Annotated in this window: 14 protein-coding genes and 1 tRNA gene; 8 read left to right on the top strand and 7 right to left on the bottom strand. The window is 42.7% G+C overall.

Annotation, left to right across the window (positions count from 1 at the left end):
- The first annotated feature begins 274 nt into the window (after positions 1–274).
- Positions 275–1,627, top strand: coding sequence for a valine--pyruvate transaminase (locus tag JMY09_RS11495; protein ID WP_201623734.1), 1,353 nt, complete (start codon positions 275–277; stop codon positions 1,625–1,627).
- A gap of 174 nt (positions 1,628–1,801) precedes the next feature.
- On the opposite strand, the gene JMY09_RS11490 is transcribed toward JMY09_RS11495, so the two are convergent.
- From JMY09_RS11490 to hisB, 5 genes are all read right to left on the bottom strand, one after another.
- Entirely contained in the window at positions 1,802–2,713 is a 912-nt protein-coding gene (locus JMY09_RS11490; protein ID WP_201623733.1) for a DJ-1/PfpI family protein, read from the bottom strand.
- Between the two features lie 342 nt (positions 2,714–3,055).
- Positions 3,056–3,430: a hypothetical protein gene (locus JMY09_RS11485; protein WP_201623732.1), complete on the bottom strand. Its 375-nt coding sequence runs from the start codon at positions 3,428–3,430 to the stop codon at positions 3,056–3,058.
- A 313-nt stretch (positions 3,431–3,743) separates the two neighbouring features.
- Positions 3,744–3,890 carry a hypothetical protein gene (locus JMY09_RS11480; RefSeq protein ID WP_201623731.1) on the bottom strand — a complete coding sequence of 49 codons (147 nt, stop codon included), beginning with the start codon at positions 3,888–3,890 and terminating at the stop codon, positions 3,744–3,746.
- Between the two features lie 51 nt (positions 3,891–3,941).
- Positions 3,942–4,586, bottom strand: coding sequence for an imidazole glycerol phosphate synthase subunit HisH (gene hisH, locus JMY09_RS11475; RefSeq protein WP_201623730.1), 645 nt, complete (start codon positions 4,584–4,586; stop codon positions 3,942–3,944).
- On the bottom strand, positions 4,587–5,246 hold the full coding sequence (hisB, locus tag JMY09_RS11470) for an imidazoleglycerol-phosphate dehydratase HisB (protein ID WP_227677299.1): 660 nt from the start codon (positions 5,244–5,246) through the stop codon (positions 4,587–4,589).
- A gap of 244 nt (positions 5,247–5,490) precedes the next feature.
- Between hisB and JMY09_RS11465 the strand changes: the two genes are divergently transcribed.
- Positions 5,491–5,913 (top strand): hypothetical protein, encoded by a 423-nt coding sequence (locus JMY09_RS11465; protein ID WP_201623729.1) that lies wholly within the window; start codon positions 5,491–5,493, stop codon positions 5,911–5,913.
- Between the two features lie 93 nt (positions 5,914–6,006).
- A tRNA-Phe gene (locus JMY09_RS11460) sits at positions 6,007–6,082 on the top strand.
- A gap of 230 nt (positions 6,083–6,312) precedes the next feature.
- Here the strand turns inward: JMY09_RS11460 and JMY09_RS11455 are convergent.
- Positions 6,313–6,660 carry a hypothetical protein gene (locus JMY09_RS11455; RefSeq protein ID WP_201623728.1) on the bottom strand — a complete coding sequence of 116 codons (348 nt, stop codon included), beginning with the start codon at positions 6,658–6,660 and terminating at the stop codon, positions 6,313–6,315.
- 195 nt (positions 6,661–6,855) lie between these two features.
- Here JMY09_RS11455 and JMY09_RS11450 point away from each other — a divergent pair, with 195 nt between their 5' ends.
- From JMY09_RS11450 to JMY09_RS11435, 4 genes are all read left to right on the top strand, one after another.
- Entirely contained in the window at positions 6,856–7,353 is a 498-nt protein-coding gene (locus JMY09_RS11450) for a DUF4385 domain-containing protein (RefSeq protein ID WP_201623727.1), read from the top strand.
- 175 nt (positions 7,354–7,528) lie between these two features.
- Positions 7,529–8,206 (top strand): phosphoglycolate phosphatase, encoded by a 678-nt coding sequence (locus JMY09_RS11445; protein WP_201623726.1) that lies wholly within the window; start codon positions 7,529–7,531, stop codon positions 8,204–8,206.
- A gap of 84 nt (positions 8,207–8,290) precedes the next feature.
- Positions 8,291–10,003: a formate--tetrahydrofolate ligase gene (locus JMY09_RS11440; RefSeq protein WP_201623725.1), complete on the top strand. Its 1,713-nt coding sequence runs from the start codon at positions 8,291–8,293 to the stop codon at positions 10,001–10,003.
- Between the two features lie 195 nt (positions 10,004–10,198).
- Positions 10,199–10,843, top strand: coding sequence for a DUF2238 domain-containing protein (locus tag JMY09_RS11435; RefSeq protein WP_227677298.1), 645 nt, complete (start codon positions 10,199–10,201; stop codon positions 10,841–10,843).
- Between the two features lie 157 nt (positions 10,844–11,000).
- Here JMY09_RS11435 and JMY09_RS11430 read toward each other — a convergent pair whose 3' ends face one another.
- Positions 11,001–12,653, bottom strand: a complete 1,653-nt coding sequence (locus tag JMY09_RS11430; RefSeq protein ID WP_201623724.1) for a YifB family Mg chelatase-like AAA ATPase — start codon at positions 12,651–12,653, stop codon at positions 11,001–11,003.
- A 386-nt stretch (positions 12,654–13,039) separates the two neighbouring features.
- Here JMY09_RS11430 and hemN point away from each other — a divergent pair, with 386 nt between their 5' ends.
- Positions 13,040–14,593 carry an oxygen-independent coproporphyrinogen III oxidase gene (gene hemN, locus JMY09_RS11425; protein ID WP_201623723.1) on the top strand — a complete coding sequence of 518 codons (1,554 nt, stop codon included), beginning with the start codon at positions 13,040–13,042 and terminating at the stop codon, positions 14,591–14,593.
- Positions 14,594–14,622: the final 29 nt, after the last annotated feature.

The following is a 14,622-nucleotide window of genomic DNA, read 5'->3' as shown; positions in this document are numbered from 1 at the left end:
GTCATACCCTCATCTAAGCTTTTCAGGACTTGTTTGCGATAATCTAGGGAGTAAGTCATGGTCATTTATAGTAATAATCGTTTAGTTGACTCATTCTATAACATTTTTGAAGTCAGGTGACTATACTGGCACTTCCAAAAAGATCAAAATTGAACTGGAAGCTTAGCTTTTCTTTCACTATTCAGTATCAGCCCCACGCTTTGCCCAATCAACACTCCTCATTTGCTATAATAGCGCCACTTTATCAAATAAATAATAACTTCACGGTAACCCTATGAAATTCTCAAAATTTGGTCAGAAATTCACTCAGCCTACTGGCATCTCACAATTAATGGATGACTTAGGCAATGCGCTAAAAAGTGATCAGCCTATAAATATGCTGGGTGGCGGTAATCCCGCTCGAATCAAAGCCGTTGATGAATTATTTTTGCAGACTTACCAAACCTTGGGTAACGATGGCAGCGTCAATGCCACAGGAACAGCAACCAGTACTACCGCTCTTAATAGCATGGGTAACTACTCTAACCCACAAGGCGATGCCGCCTTTATCGACGCCTTAGTCGGCTTCTTTAATCGTCATTACGATTGGAACTTGACGGCAGCTAATATTGCTTTAACCAATGGCTCACAAAACGCTTTTTTCTACTTATTTAACCTGTTTGGCGGTGCTTTTACTAATGAAGCTGCTGAGCACAATGAGTCGAACCAGTCCATAGATAAATCTATCCTGCTACCACTAGCGCCAGAATATATTGGCTATAGCGATGTGCATGTCGACGGTCAGCACTTCGCTGCTGTACTACCGCATATCGATGAAGTCAGCCATGATGGTGAAGACGGTTTCTTTAAATATCGGGTAGATTTTGCAGCGCTTGAGCAGTTACCTGCGCTGGTTGAAGGACGTATCGGGGCGATTTGCTGTTCGCGTCCGACTAACCCAACGGGTAACGTCTTGACCGATGAAGAAATGAGCCGTTTAAGCGACATTGCTAAGCGCTACGAAGTGCCGCTGATTATTGATAACGCTTATGGTATGCCTTTCCCGAATATCATCTATTCTGATGCCCATCTCAATTGGGATGACAATACCATTCTATGCTTTAGCTTATCTAAAATCGGTTTGCCAGGCGTGCGTACGGGCATTATCGTTGCCGCGCCAGAGGTTATCGCAGCGGTAAGCTCGATGAATGCGGTAGTCAATCTTGCCCCTACTCGCTTTGGCGCGGCCATTGCTACACCGTTGGTTAAAGACGATCGCATTAAGCAATTGTCTGATAATGAGATTAAGCCATTTTATCAGCAGCAAGCCAAGTTAGCCGTACGCCTATTAAAAGAAGCCTTGGGAGACTATCCTTTAGTCATTCATAAGCCTGAAGGCGCTATCTTCTTATGGCTATGGTTTAAAGATTTGCCGATTGATACCGTTGAGTTGTATGAGCGTCTAAAACAAAAAGGCACGCTGATTGTCCCTAGTAAATACTTCTTCCCTGGGGTCGATGTTAACGACTACAAGCATGCACACGAGTGTATCCGCATGAGTATCGCTGCTGATGAGCAAACGCTGATTGAAGGTATTAAAGTCATTGGTGAGGTGGTACGTGAGCTGTATGACAATGCTAGATGCTAAAGGCTAAAGGCTAAATAGCTAATTTAAAAAACTTTTAGCCTTAAAAAGGCTTTAATCATTAAAATAATGAATCATCGAAGCCTTTTATGTTAAAACAAAAAACGGACTATTAAATAGTCCGTTTTTTATGCCATAAGCTTTTATATTTTATTTTAGAATAACTTATATAGACTTTTAGTTCAGCGCCTCTAATAACGCCTTAGCACTAAGCTTGCCAAAATCATTGGCAGCTAATGGCCCATCACCTGAGATTAATTTTCTATCCTGATGCGTCTGTCCTGTCGTCAGCTTATTACTGATAGTAACGCCTAAACTCTCTAACTTTTCGCCGAAATACCAAGGCATAGTGCCAGGCAAATAACCAATCTTCGGCATTTGCTTATCCATACCAGTAGGGAACGCTACTATCTCATAGCCTTTAAAGATAAAGTCACTATCAGACTTATCCTGTGGCTCTGAACTATCAGCACTGGCTAAATTGGCAGCCAATAAAGCCGCTGGTCCGTGACAAATTGCTAGAGTAAATAGCTCCTTATCTACCGCCCAGCGCAATAGTTCACCAAGGTTTTTATCTTCAGGTAAGCCCAGCATCGCGCCATGACCACCTGGAATAAAGATCGCTGCATAGTCGTCGCTATCAGTCATATCATTTGCCACAAAGCCTGCGATACTATTGGGATTCTCAAGCTTAGACTTATATTCGTTATAGATAGCTTTGACGTCCTCATCATCCTCTGGCATCGCCCATTGCTCAACTTTGACAGGATCGCCTGTTGGGGTAAAGACATCTACCTCAAATCCGGCTTTTTTAAAATGCAGTAAAGGCACCATCATCTCTACAGGATGATTGCCTGTGTCGAACTTGTTGCCATTCTCCATCGTCATGTATTGCTGCTCAGTACAGACCATTAGAATTTTTTTATTGCCAGTATAAGGCGTATCGTACTCAGTGTTATCGTAGTTGGTCTTATTAGGCGCTGCCAATTTAAGTGACGATGTAGATGGGATATAAATTCCCGCTGCAGTCTCTTGCGGTTCCAAACCTAAAGTGTCTTTGGCTTTATCTAGTAGTTGTTGAATATTCATAAGTTTTCCTATTTTATTATTTATATTGGATTATTAATCGAGAATGGTAGAAATCATGCATAGAACTATTCAGCTATAATCTGCATTCAAAATAACAAACTAAGGAAGTACTAAATAGATGAGAATTTTTATATTTCGTAAGCTTTGTAACGTTTAGGATGCTCGACTGCACAACTAGTTGGCTTTTTGGCTATGAGCTGAGTTGAGCGGAGCGGAGCGGAGCTAATAGCCTAGCCGCCAAAAAGTGATAATTAACAGCAGAATAGGCGATTAGAAAACTAAGCTATATAGGCAGACTACCTTAAACTACGAGCGTTGTTTTAGCGTTGTTTTAGCGTTGTTTTAGCGTTGTTTTAGCATTCTAGTTGCTGCATTGGTAGGCTGAAATATTTTGGTCCACATCGTCAAGGCATAGAGTAGATAAGACAGTAAGCAAGTATTTATAAGGTCATGAATGCTGGCTTTTATATCCTCGCTGCCTAAAGCAAAAATACCTTTTGGTACAATAATATGGCGGTTATCTAGATATTCGCCTAGCAAGGCGACGCTAGTCACAATAATTAAAGCGATAAAGGATCTTATGCCCTGCTTTTTGAAGATCGGACGCAGCAATACTAAACACAGCAGATAAACACTAATACCCACATACATATGTAGAGCATCTTTATCTAGGCCAGTAGCTACTATTACGCCCATTTTGAAGGTAGTAAAATCCACTTTTTTCTCTCAAATTGTAGCTATAATCAATAAAAAAGATGAGTTGCGCTGACGCAAACCCATCTTATGGTTAAACTTAACGGCTGCATATTATAGTTTAAAAAACCACCCTCTAACCAAATACAATATAAGCAAACACAATCAAGTCACAATGCAAAAGCTGACCGTTTTAGCTATCTTGCTCCTAAAGCCTTGGGTTGTACAGTCTCGACTATAAAGTTTCAGTTATAAATTCATCGCCACTTTGTAAAAGAGAATTTAACCCCATTAGCAAAGCTTCGATCATTAGCTGTAAGTCATTTCTAAGTCATTTCTAAGTAATGTCTAAGTCATTAAAGCGCTCAAGCATGGTCTCGCAGTGCGGTTTAGCCCCGACTGTCGAGGTATCCTGCTGCTGACGATGGCGCTGTGGACTGTGGCTGGGAGTGGTCGCTCGGCTAGAGCGAACGCTAGCAGACACTTTAGTCCACACGCCAGCGGCTAGGCAGATACAAGCAGAAGGCGGGATTAGCTACACATCCCACTCTACAAAATTTTTCAATAACTGTAAGCCTGCGCTATGGCTCTTTTCTGGATGAAACTGGGTGGCGAATAGATTGTCTTGTAAGATGCTGGCGCAAAACGGCTGGCCATAGTCACAAACAGCAGCAACTTGGCTGCTATCTGCTGGCTCACAGTAATAGCTATGCACAAAGTAGAAGTGCGACTGATCCTTGATCCCTCGCCATAACGGATGAGCCAAATCCATACCAGTAATAGTATTCCAGCCCATGTGTGGAACTTTTATAAGCTGATGGTTTTCATCGGTCCACGTCGGATCAAAAGCTTTGACTTTGCCATCCAAGACATTTAAGCAAGGCGTGCCATCATTCTCAGCCGAGTCTTCAAACAACGCTTGCATGCCCACACAGATCGCCATCACCGGCTTATTAAACACCGCGTGGCGTATCACTTCGTCAATGCCGTTCTCTTGCATACCGGCGATACAAGCGCGCATAGCACCGACCCCTGGAAAGAAGATTTTATCAGCAGCAGCGACAACTTTGGGATCATTAGTGATCGACACTTCTGCGCCGACCGCTGATAAGGCTTTGCTAGCTGAGTGCAAATTGCCCATGCCATAATCTAACAATGCAATTTTGGTCGCCTTACTCATTTAGAACGCCTCTTTAGTCGATGGTAGCGTATTTAGCGCCCGCTCATCATATTCACAGGCCATACGTAGGGCACGAGCAAAAGCTTTAAAGGTAGACTCAATCTGGTGATGGCTGTTCTTACCTTTTAGATTGTCTAAATGCACAGTCATCCATGAATGATTGACGAAACCATAGAAGAATTCGCTGAATAAATCGACATCAAAACGACCAACATGCGAGCGAGTAAACGGAATGTCCATGTGCAGACCAGGGCGACCTGATAAGTCGACGACCGCACGGGTTAAAGCTTCGTCTAGTGGCGCATAAAAATGTCCGTAACGACGAATGCCCTTTTTATCGCCAAGCGCTTTATTGAAGGCTTGGCCAAGGGTAATGCCAGTATCTTCGACACTATGGTGATCGTCGATAAAAGTGTCGCCATTACATTTGATATCTAAGTCAAATAAACCGTGACGCTTGATTTGATCGATCATATGGTCCAAAAACGGTACGCCAGTGTCAACAGTGCCTTGGCCAGTACCATCAAGGTTGACGGTACAAGTAACTTGGGTCTCAGCCGTAATGCGCTCTACAGTGGCGATACGTGCTGGGCGACCATGTAAGTTTAAGTTTGCAGGCAAGTTTTGGCTTTCAGGTTGTGCAGTAGAATTGGCAGTCATGGCTACTCTCTGTAAAAAAGGATTTATAGATATGAGGATGTTGGTATAAAGATAGCCCTTTAAGGATATTCTTATATGGATAATTGGATGATAGCCTTATCATAGCAAAGTGCAGCAACTAGGGCTATGGCAGGAGATGAAAGGGCGTACATATTTGCGCTATTCTGTTAAAATAGTGAGTTTAGTATTATCAATCATTACTAACATTTTGCTAATCAGCGCTAACACACTATAGGATACGGTTATGCCATTAGAAGCAATCGCCATTAATAGACTAGATGCTCCGCTAATGAGCAAAACAACTCGCGACAATGAATTGGCTGAGCGTTTGCAAGCCTTGTACGATACTGATGACAATCAGCCAGATGGTACCGAAGTATTGGCCATTATCGAGCAAGGTTTTAGGCGTGGACAATGCCTATATGTCGGTATGTTCAATGACAAACCTATTGCCGCTGTCGCCTGCTTCGATGATGGGCAAACTGATGCTAAGCGTCTACAGTACTTGACGGTACATGTCGAAAACCGTAACCGAGCTATTGATGCCAAGTTTATCAAAATGGTCTACGATGCTGAGGTCAAAAAAGGCGTACGTCAATTCGTCCCTGTCGATGCGGATATCCATCGCATCATGAGCGAATATCAGTTATTGACCGTTAAAAGCTAGTTTTTGCTCTAAATTAAATTATTTTAAATAAAAATGCAAAAATCACTTGACAGAAGAGTCGATATTTAGTTTAATAGCGTCCTCAACGAAGACGGCTCGATAGCTCAGTCGGTAGAGCAACGGATTGAAAATCCGTGTGTCGGCAGTTCGAACCTGCCTCGAGCCACCATTTCGTTAATAGAATTTAGTAGTAAACGAATAGTTAAATAAAAAGCCCTAAACAGCAATGTTTGGGGCTTTTTTATGCCTGCAATTTTGTAGGCTGGTAAATTTCTAACTACGCCTATTAATACTGTAATAGGCGTAGTTTTATTGTGTTGATACTGGCTCTATGATAATAGTTCTACAATACTGGCTGTATGACTGTAATTCTACGATACTAACTCTATGACGCTAGTTCTAGGATACTGGGTCTCTTAACAACAGCTCGCAATACGTTGCCGAATTTAAATTATAAATAGTAGCGCGATAATCAACCCCGTACTCACTATCAGCAAATATGACCTTATCCCCTACAGTTAAATTGCAGGTTTGGCGCGCATCGTAGATAAAGTTATTAATCACAAACACTTCATCGCCCTCGACATCTTTGACAATATAAGCATCATCTTTTGGCAATAAACGCTGGAACCAAGCGCTATGGGCACTATTAATACTCATAACCATCAATAACAGCGCTGATAATAACAATATTACGCTCTTAGACCACCAAGCTGACCCAATGTTGTCGGTAATGACTCTATCCATGATGACTCGTCCTGTTTTATTGGTCTAAAAGTGATGTGGTAAAGATTACTATTTTTGTATAGCGCTGTTTAACAGTATTTTAACCTTTTACTGTCACGCTCAGATAACATTTCTGTGCTATTTTTTATATCAGTACGCTGAGTATACTAAAGTTCATGAATAGTGAATGATAGTGAATAAGAGAGGCGAACCACTATGCAAGAATTTGATTATGATCTGGATTATAAGACCCTAGATTTACGTGCGCAACCTGAACTCTACCGAGTGGGTCGTGGCGAGCAAGGGGTATTGCTAGTAGAGCCTTATAAATCTGAGATACTACCGCACTGGCGCTTCGCCACTCCTGATATCGCGACTAAGAGCAGCGAGACTATTTATCAGATGTTTTTAGATTATCTGGCGGCTGATGATTTCGTTGGCGCTGATATGGCGCGTAAGTTTATTCAAATGGGTTATACCCGCGCTCGTCGCTACGCCAATCATAAAGGCGGCAAAAAATATAAAGGGCCAGTACCCGATGATAAAAAAGGTCAAAGCGGTGCTCATGGTCGTGAAGAGTTACCCCGCCAGCAAGAAGATCCGATAAAAGCAGAGTCCGCACGTATCTTTAAGCTGGCTTGGGATAAATGCCGTGACAATGAAGATTATCTCAAGCAAAAAGCTGAACACCGTAAACGCTATAAAGAAGCTTAATAACCTTAATATCCTTAATAATAACGGTGCAAGAACCAGCTTCCATCCTACGTTATGCTAAGGTAGGTAGACAAGCTGCTAGCTCTAGCTAAGAGCTCCTTAATTCTCTATCACTAACTAACTAACTAACTAACTAACTAACTAACTAACTAACTAACAATAATGAGAATAAATAATGACTAAGCAACTTTTAATTTTTGATTTCGATGGTACTTTAATTGATAGCGTGCCAGATTTGGCTGATGCTACTAATACTATGCTTAGTCAGCTGGGTAAAGCGACTTACTCTTTGGAGACTATAAAGCAATGGGTAGGTAATGGTTCAAGACTATTGGTAGAGCGCGCTTTGCTTGGTAAAACAGAAGTATTGGCAGGAGAATTAACAACAGAGCAAGCCGATCACGCTGAGCAATTATTCTTTGATGCTTATAGTAATATTAGCCAAAGCAAAACGCTGGCTTATCCTGATGTTGATAAAGGGTTGCAGCAATTAAAAGCGGCTGGGTTTACTTTAGCTTTAGTAACCAATAAGCCGATACGCTTTGTACCTAAAATCTTAGAGAGCTTAGGATGGACACCGTTGTTTGACGTAGTATTAGGCGGTGATAGCTTACCGGTGAAAAAACCCGATCCTGCGCCCCTATTGCACGTCTGCGAAACTCTTAACTTTCAGCCAGCACAAGCCTTTATGATTGGTGACTCTGTTAACGATATCTTAGCAGGCCAGAATGCAGGGATCGATACCTTGGGCTTATCTTACGGCTATAATTACGGCAACCACATCGGTGATAGTAACCCTACGCAAGTTTTTGATAGTTTTGCTGACTTACTTGCCTATCTGTTGGCGAAATAAGCGCTTAGCAAAATAACTTATTAGTTGAATAGGCTAAATATTAAATAGGCTAAATGCTGGCAAAAACTTAAAGAGATGTTCCCTATGTCCACTGTTCCTAGCGATATTGCTATCGCCCAAAGCGCCACCTTGCAATCGATCAATAGCATCGCTGCCAAAATTGGCTTAGCTACTAACAATATAGAACCTTATGGACACTATAAAGCCAAAATAAACCCTAATGATGTGTTTGCTAAACCGGCAAAGACTAAACATAGCAAACTAATCTTAGTCACCGCTATCAACCCTACTCCTGCTGGCGAGGGCAAAACTACGGTTACTATTGGCTTGGCCGATGCCTCGAATCGTCTGCATAAGCAGCAACAATCTGACCAAATTACTATAGTAGCTTTGCGAGAGCCTTCTTTAGGCCCAGTGTTTGGCAGCAAGGGCGGTGCTGCTGGCGGTGGCTACTCGCAAGTACTGCCGATGGAAGATATTAACCTGCATTTCACTGGCGACTTTCATGCCATAGGTGCAGCAAACAACTTACTCGCAGCATTGCTAGACAATCATATTTACCAAGGTAATGAGCTGGGTATCGACCCTAAGCAAGTACTATGGCGACGGGCAGTAGATATGAATGATCGGCAGCTACGCAACACTATCAGCGGTATAGGTAAAACGACTGATGGGGTGATGCGTGAAGATGGCTTTGATATTACCGTGGCCTCTGAGGTAATGGCCATCTTCTGCTTAGCTACTGATTTGGCCGATTTAAAACAACGTTTAGGCAATATTTTAGTCGCTTACAACCACCACAAACAGCCTGTTTACGCCAGAGATCTCAAAGCTCATGGTGCTATGGCAGCGTTGCTAAAAGATGCCTTACAACCGAATCTAGTACAGACTATTGAGGGCACACCGGCTATCGTCCACGGTGGCCCCTTCGCCAATATAGCTCATGGTTGTAACTCAGTGATTGCCACTCATGTCGCTACCCATTTGGCCGACTATACTCTCACTGAAGCTGGATTTGGCAGCGACCTTGGTGCGCAAAAGTTCTTCGATATAAAATGCCGGTTATCAGGGCTAACTCCCGATGCAGTAGTGCTAGTCGCTACTATTCGAGCGCTAAAGTACAATGGCGGCGTTGCTAAAGATGAGCTGACGACCGAGAACTTGCCTGCCCTTGAGCGCGGTCTACCGAATTTGTTTAAGCACATCGACAATATGCAAAACGTCTATGGCATGCCAGTAGTAGTGGCTATCAATGAGTTCTCTAGTGATAGTGATGCTGAGGTGGCATTGATACACCAAGCTTGTCGTAACAGAGGCGTGGAAGTTGCTTTGACCCAAGTATGGGAAAAAGGCGGTGCTGGTGGTGAAGCCTTGGCACAGGCATTGTTACGTCTACTCGATAGCCAAGCTGATAAGCCCAGCCAGTTTCGCTTTGCCTACGATAATGACAGTAGTATTGAGGATAAAATTCGCACAGTTGCGCAGCGGGTTTATGGCGCTCAGGATATAGCTATTAGCAATCTTGCGCAGTCTAAAATAAAACGCTTAGAAGCGCTTAACTTAGCGGGTCTACCTATCTGTATTGCAAAAACTCAATATTCACTCAGCGACAATGCCAAGCTACTTGGCCGACCTACTGGCTTTGATGTGCAAGTACGTGATATCAGCATCTCTACTGGGGCTGGTTTTATTATAGTCATTTGTGGCGCTATTATGAAGATGCCGGGCTTGCCTAAACGTCCTTCTGCTGAGCTTATAGACATCGATGATGCTGGCAACATTACTGGCTTGTTTTAAATTAGGATAAAAATAATTGCTATCCATCCTAGCGTAATACAGTCAGTAATAGAGCGAATAGCCCTTCGGTTTTTAGCGCTGCTTTTTTGAACAGCTAGGCTGGCTAATAAAGAGCAGTGGGCAAGGCTGATATTTTATTTTAATAAAGCCATAATCAGCTGTAAAAAATCCAGCTTAATAAAGGGTAGTTAAATTTTGATAGATAACAAAAGCAGCCTGCCGACTTACTCACTTAAATTACTATGGCTACTGATATTTTTTGTGGTGCTGATTTGGTCAGCTATTGATCCTAAAGACTATTTCACTTGGTTTTTAGAAGTCTTTCCTGCTTTACTTGGCTTAGTAGTATTAGCAGTGACTTATCAGAAATTCCCTTTATCAAGATTAACTTATGTTTTGATCCTGCTGCATTGCATCGTATTAATGATAGGCGGTCATTACACTTATGCACAAGTACCGTTGTTTGACACTTTTGCCCAATGGTTTGGTTGGCAGCGTAATCACTATGACAAGCTCGGCCATTTCATTCAGGGTTTTGTCCCCGCTTGTATTGCTAGAGAAATACTACTGCGCTTGCAAGTCGTAAAAAATGAGCGCTGGCTAGTGACTTTTGTATTGTGTTTTTGCTTAGCATTTAGTGCTTTTTATGAGCTAGTAGAATGGTGGGCCGCGTTAGCCGTAGGTGAAGATGCAGAAGCTTTCTTAGGTACTCAAGGTTATGTTTGGGATACTCAATCGGATATGCTGTTAGCCTTAATTGGTTCGATAGTGTTTTTAGTGGCTTGTCGAAAATGGCAGGATTCAAGTATACAAAACTCGTCTTATATAGCTCCCCTATAAAATGAAATACTGGGTTAACAAATAAAGTGCTACTGGGATGAATTTTGTGCAGCCTCTGGAAAGGTAGCACTCAAGGAAAATTTATACCAATAGCACACTATAAAAGCTGTACTGTTTTGATTTAGCATTAACTATAAACACCGCTTTACTTAATCAGCTATTTACTGCGATAGCTTAGAGCTTGAGAAATATGAATGCTGGTAACGCTGTCACTATCCGCCAAATCAGCAATAGTACGCGCTACTCGCAGGACTCTATGGTAGCCACGTGCTGATAAATTAAGGCGCTGCTGTGCTAACTGTAATAACTGCTGTTCGCCCTCTCCTAACGGCACATAGTCATCAATCTCGCTAGGGCTAAGCTGGTTATTGACCTTTTGCTGCCTTTGCAGTTGACGCTGGTGAGCTGCGGCTACTCTTAATCTTACTTGCTCAGAACTCTCGCCAGCTTGCGCGTTTTGCAAATCGGCAATCGGTAGCGCTGGCACGGTAATATGCAGATCAATTCTATCGAGCAGTGGGCCTGATAGTTTATCTTGATAACGCTTAATCTGCTCAGGACGACAGCGACAACGTCCTGAAGCATCGCCATCATAACCACAAGGACAAGGGTTCATGGCAGCTACCAGCTGAAAGTTCGCTGGAAAAGTCATTTGCGAATTGGCACGACTAATAGTAATTTGCTTAGCTTCTAAAGGTTGACGTAGTACCTCTAATACCGCACGTTCGAACTCAGGCAATTCATCTAAAAATAGCACGCCCTTATTCGCCAGCGTAATCTCGCCCGGTTTAGGCCGTGAGCCGCCACCGACTAGCGCCACCGCCGATATAGTGTGATGAACTTGTCTAAATGGTCTAGTGCCATAATCGTAGTCGCTATCGGCTACTGAGTAGGTACTAGCGACTTCTAGTGCATCCTCAGCGCTTAAATCTGGCAATATCGTGGGTAGTCTTGAAGCCATTAACGTCTTACCAGAACCCGGTGGCCCAGTGAACAATAAGGAATGACCCCCTGCTGCTGCAATCTCTAATGCTCGCCGTGCATGATGCTGGCCTTTGACATCTGCCAAATCCACTTTATAACCAGCGTGCTGCTGTGCAGGAGTTGGCGCTACAACCTGCAACTGCTCAATCTGCTCGCTTGGATAAGCTAAGGCTTGCAGGTGATCGCAGACTGCCTTTAGGTTCTGGGCCGCTAAGACCTCGATGCCTTCGACCCGACTGGCTTCTGCCCCATTAGCTTTAGGTACTATCAACTGTCGCGACTGCTGTGGCTCAGTTAGCGGCTCTTCGGTTAGTTTATTTAGTAAGTCTGTACTTGATGGTTGTTTTTCTGATAGTTGTTTCTTCGGCAATGTGTCTTTATTGAGCAATGTCTCTGTGTTTTGCCGTTGCTGTTTTTTTTGCACTAGGTCTTCTGCTTTTATAGCTCGGGCTACTGCCAAGCTGCCTGTGACTTGTCGAAGCTCACCATTTAGAGCCAGCTCACCAATGAACTCAAACCCCGATAATACTTCTGGATCGAGCTGATCGCTGGCAGCTAAGATACCAATAGCAATAGGCAAATCAAGTCGCGCGCCGTCTTTAGGCAAATCTGCCGGTGCTAAATTAATAGTCAACCGCCGATTAGGGAACTGAAAGCCTGAGTTCAAAATAGCCGAGCGTACCCGATCTTTACTTTCACGCACTGCTGCTTCGGGCAGACCAACGATAGTCAACGCTGGTAATCCTTGTGATAAATGCACTTCGATAATCACAGCTGGCGCATGTAAACCTACCACTGAACGAGTATAAACTTGGGCAAACGACATTAGGCTTTCCTGATAAGGAGACCTTTTGATAATAGAGTATTAGGCAGTAGTGCGCAAATGTTGTGTATTTTGATAAAAATAGGCTATACGATCTTGTAGTGTTAAATAGGGAGTCAACGTTTATGAGTGACTTTATAAAGGGTTATTTTAGGACGACCTCTATTTAGCGGGTCTTATAAATAAGCATATATAGGGCATATTGGAGAAGATTTTTTATAATTAATATTGGTTTATAGCGGATTTATCTTGTCGATGTGCACTTACTGACCACCCTATTGCCGACAAGGATTTGTTATACTACACCTCACTTATTGCGCTATAAATATCGTAAGCGATAACCTTAAAAAGATAGTAGACCTAAATAGCACTAACGTAAGGAAGATCGCATGTCAGACTCTAATTCAATCTCTAATAATGCCCCAGAGCAGCCCTACAATCACGCCAATGAGCAACCTACTACTGCACGTCCTTTAGTAGAAGTAAACAACCCCTATGCCAGTTTGCGGGGCACTAGTGGTAATAAAAAGCTACCAGCCTTTGATGAAGCTTTAGTGAATAAGTACAACCGTTCGGGTCCTCGTTATACTTCTTATCCGACCGCGCTAGAGTTTACGCCGATACCAGATGGAATCGAAGCACAGATCCTAGAAAAGCGTGAAGCACGTGCGCCGCTATCGCTATATTTTCATATTCCTTTTTGTCGTCATCTTTGTTATTACTGCGCTTGTAATAAAATCATTAGCAAAAAGAACAGCGACTCAGGGGATTATTTACAATACCTTATAAGCGAGATAAAACATAAACGTCGCTTGTTGGCCAACCCCAACAACGGTGACAAGCCCTTAGTTAAGCAGCTACATTTAGGCGGTGGGACTCCGACTTTTTTAGGTGACGAAGAGTTAGTACAGTTGTGGCAGTTTTTGCAGACTCAGTTTGAATTTTTACCTGAAAGCGAAGGTGATTATTCAATTGAGATAGATCCACGAGAGCTTGGTGAGCAGACCTTACAAACCTTGCGAGGTCTTGGTTTTAACCGTATTAGTCTCGGCGTACAAGATTTAGATGAAGCGGTGCAGATTGCAGTGAATCGAGTTCATTCAGCAGAGATGATTGCTAATATCTTAGCCGAAGCACGAGCATTAGGTTTTCATTCTATTAACATTGATTTAATTTACGGTTTACCGCATCAGACGCCAGCAACATTAGACAAAACGGTACAACGTATTATTGAGATGTCACCAGATCGCCTATCGGTATTTAACTATGCTCATCTGCCCGAACGCTTTAAAGCGCAGCGACAGATCAAGGATGAAGACTTACCAAGTGCAAGCGCTAAAATCGATATGCTTGGTAATACTATCGATACTCTAACTGCTGCCGGGTATCAGTTTATTGGTATTGATCACTTTGCTAAGCCTGACGACGAGTTAGCAGTAGCCCAGCGCGAAGGTAAACTGCATCGTAACTTCCAAGGCTACACTATCATGGGTGACTGTGACTTATTAGGCTTTGGGGTGTCGGCAATCAGCCAGATTACTAATGCCAATAGCCGTTATATCTTACAGAACCATACTGATTTACAGGTTTATCAAGACACTATTGACAGGGCGGTCAATGACAACCCTAACGTCTTGCCAGCAGTTAAATATATCAAAACCTCAGTCAAAGATCGTCTGCGCGAATATGTGATTATGAATCTACTCTGTCATGACTATATCGACTTTAGAGACGTCAATCAGAAGTTCGGTATCGATGCCATTACTTACTTTATCGCTGAGATTCAACAGTTAGGCGAGATGCAAGCAGACAAGCTAGTAGATATGGATGCTGCTGGTATTCGTATTAGGCCTAAAGGCCGTTTGTTAGCTCGTAACGTGGCCATGGTATTTGATGAATATCTTGAGAAAAAACATAAAAATCGCTTTTCTAAAGTTATTTAACACAGCTTACCCATAATAAAAAACACCTT

Source organism: Psychrobacter urativorans, assembly GCF_904846695.1.
Taxonomy (GTDB): domain Bacteria; phylum Pseudomonadota; class Gammaproteobacteria; order Pseudomonadales; family Moraxellaceae; genus Psychrobacter; species Psychrobacter urativorans.
Note: the sequence above shows the minus strand (reverse complement) of the source record. Positions and strands in the feature narration are given on the sequence as shown.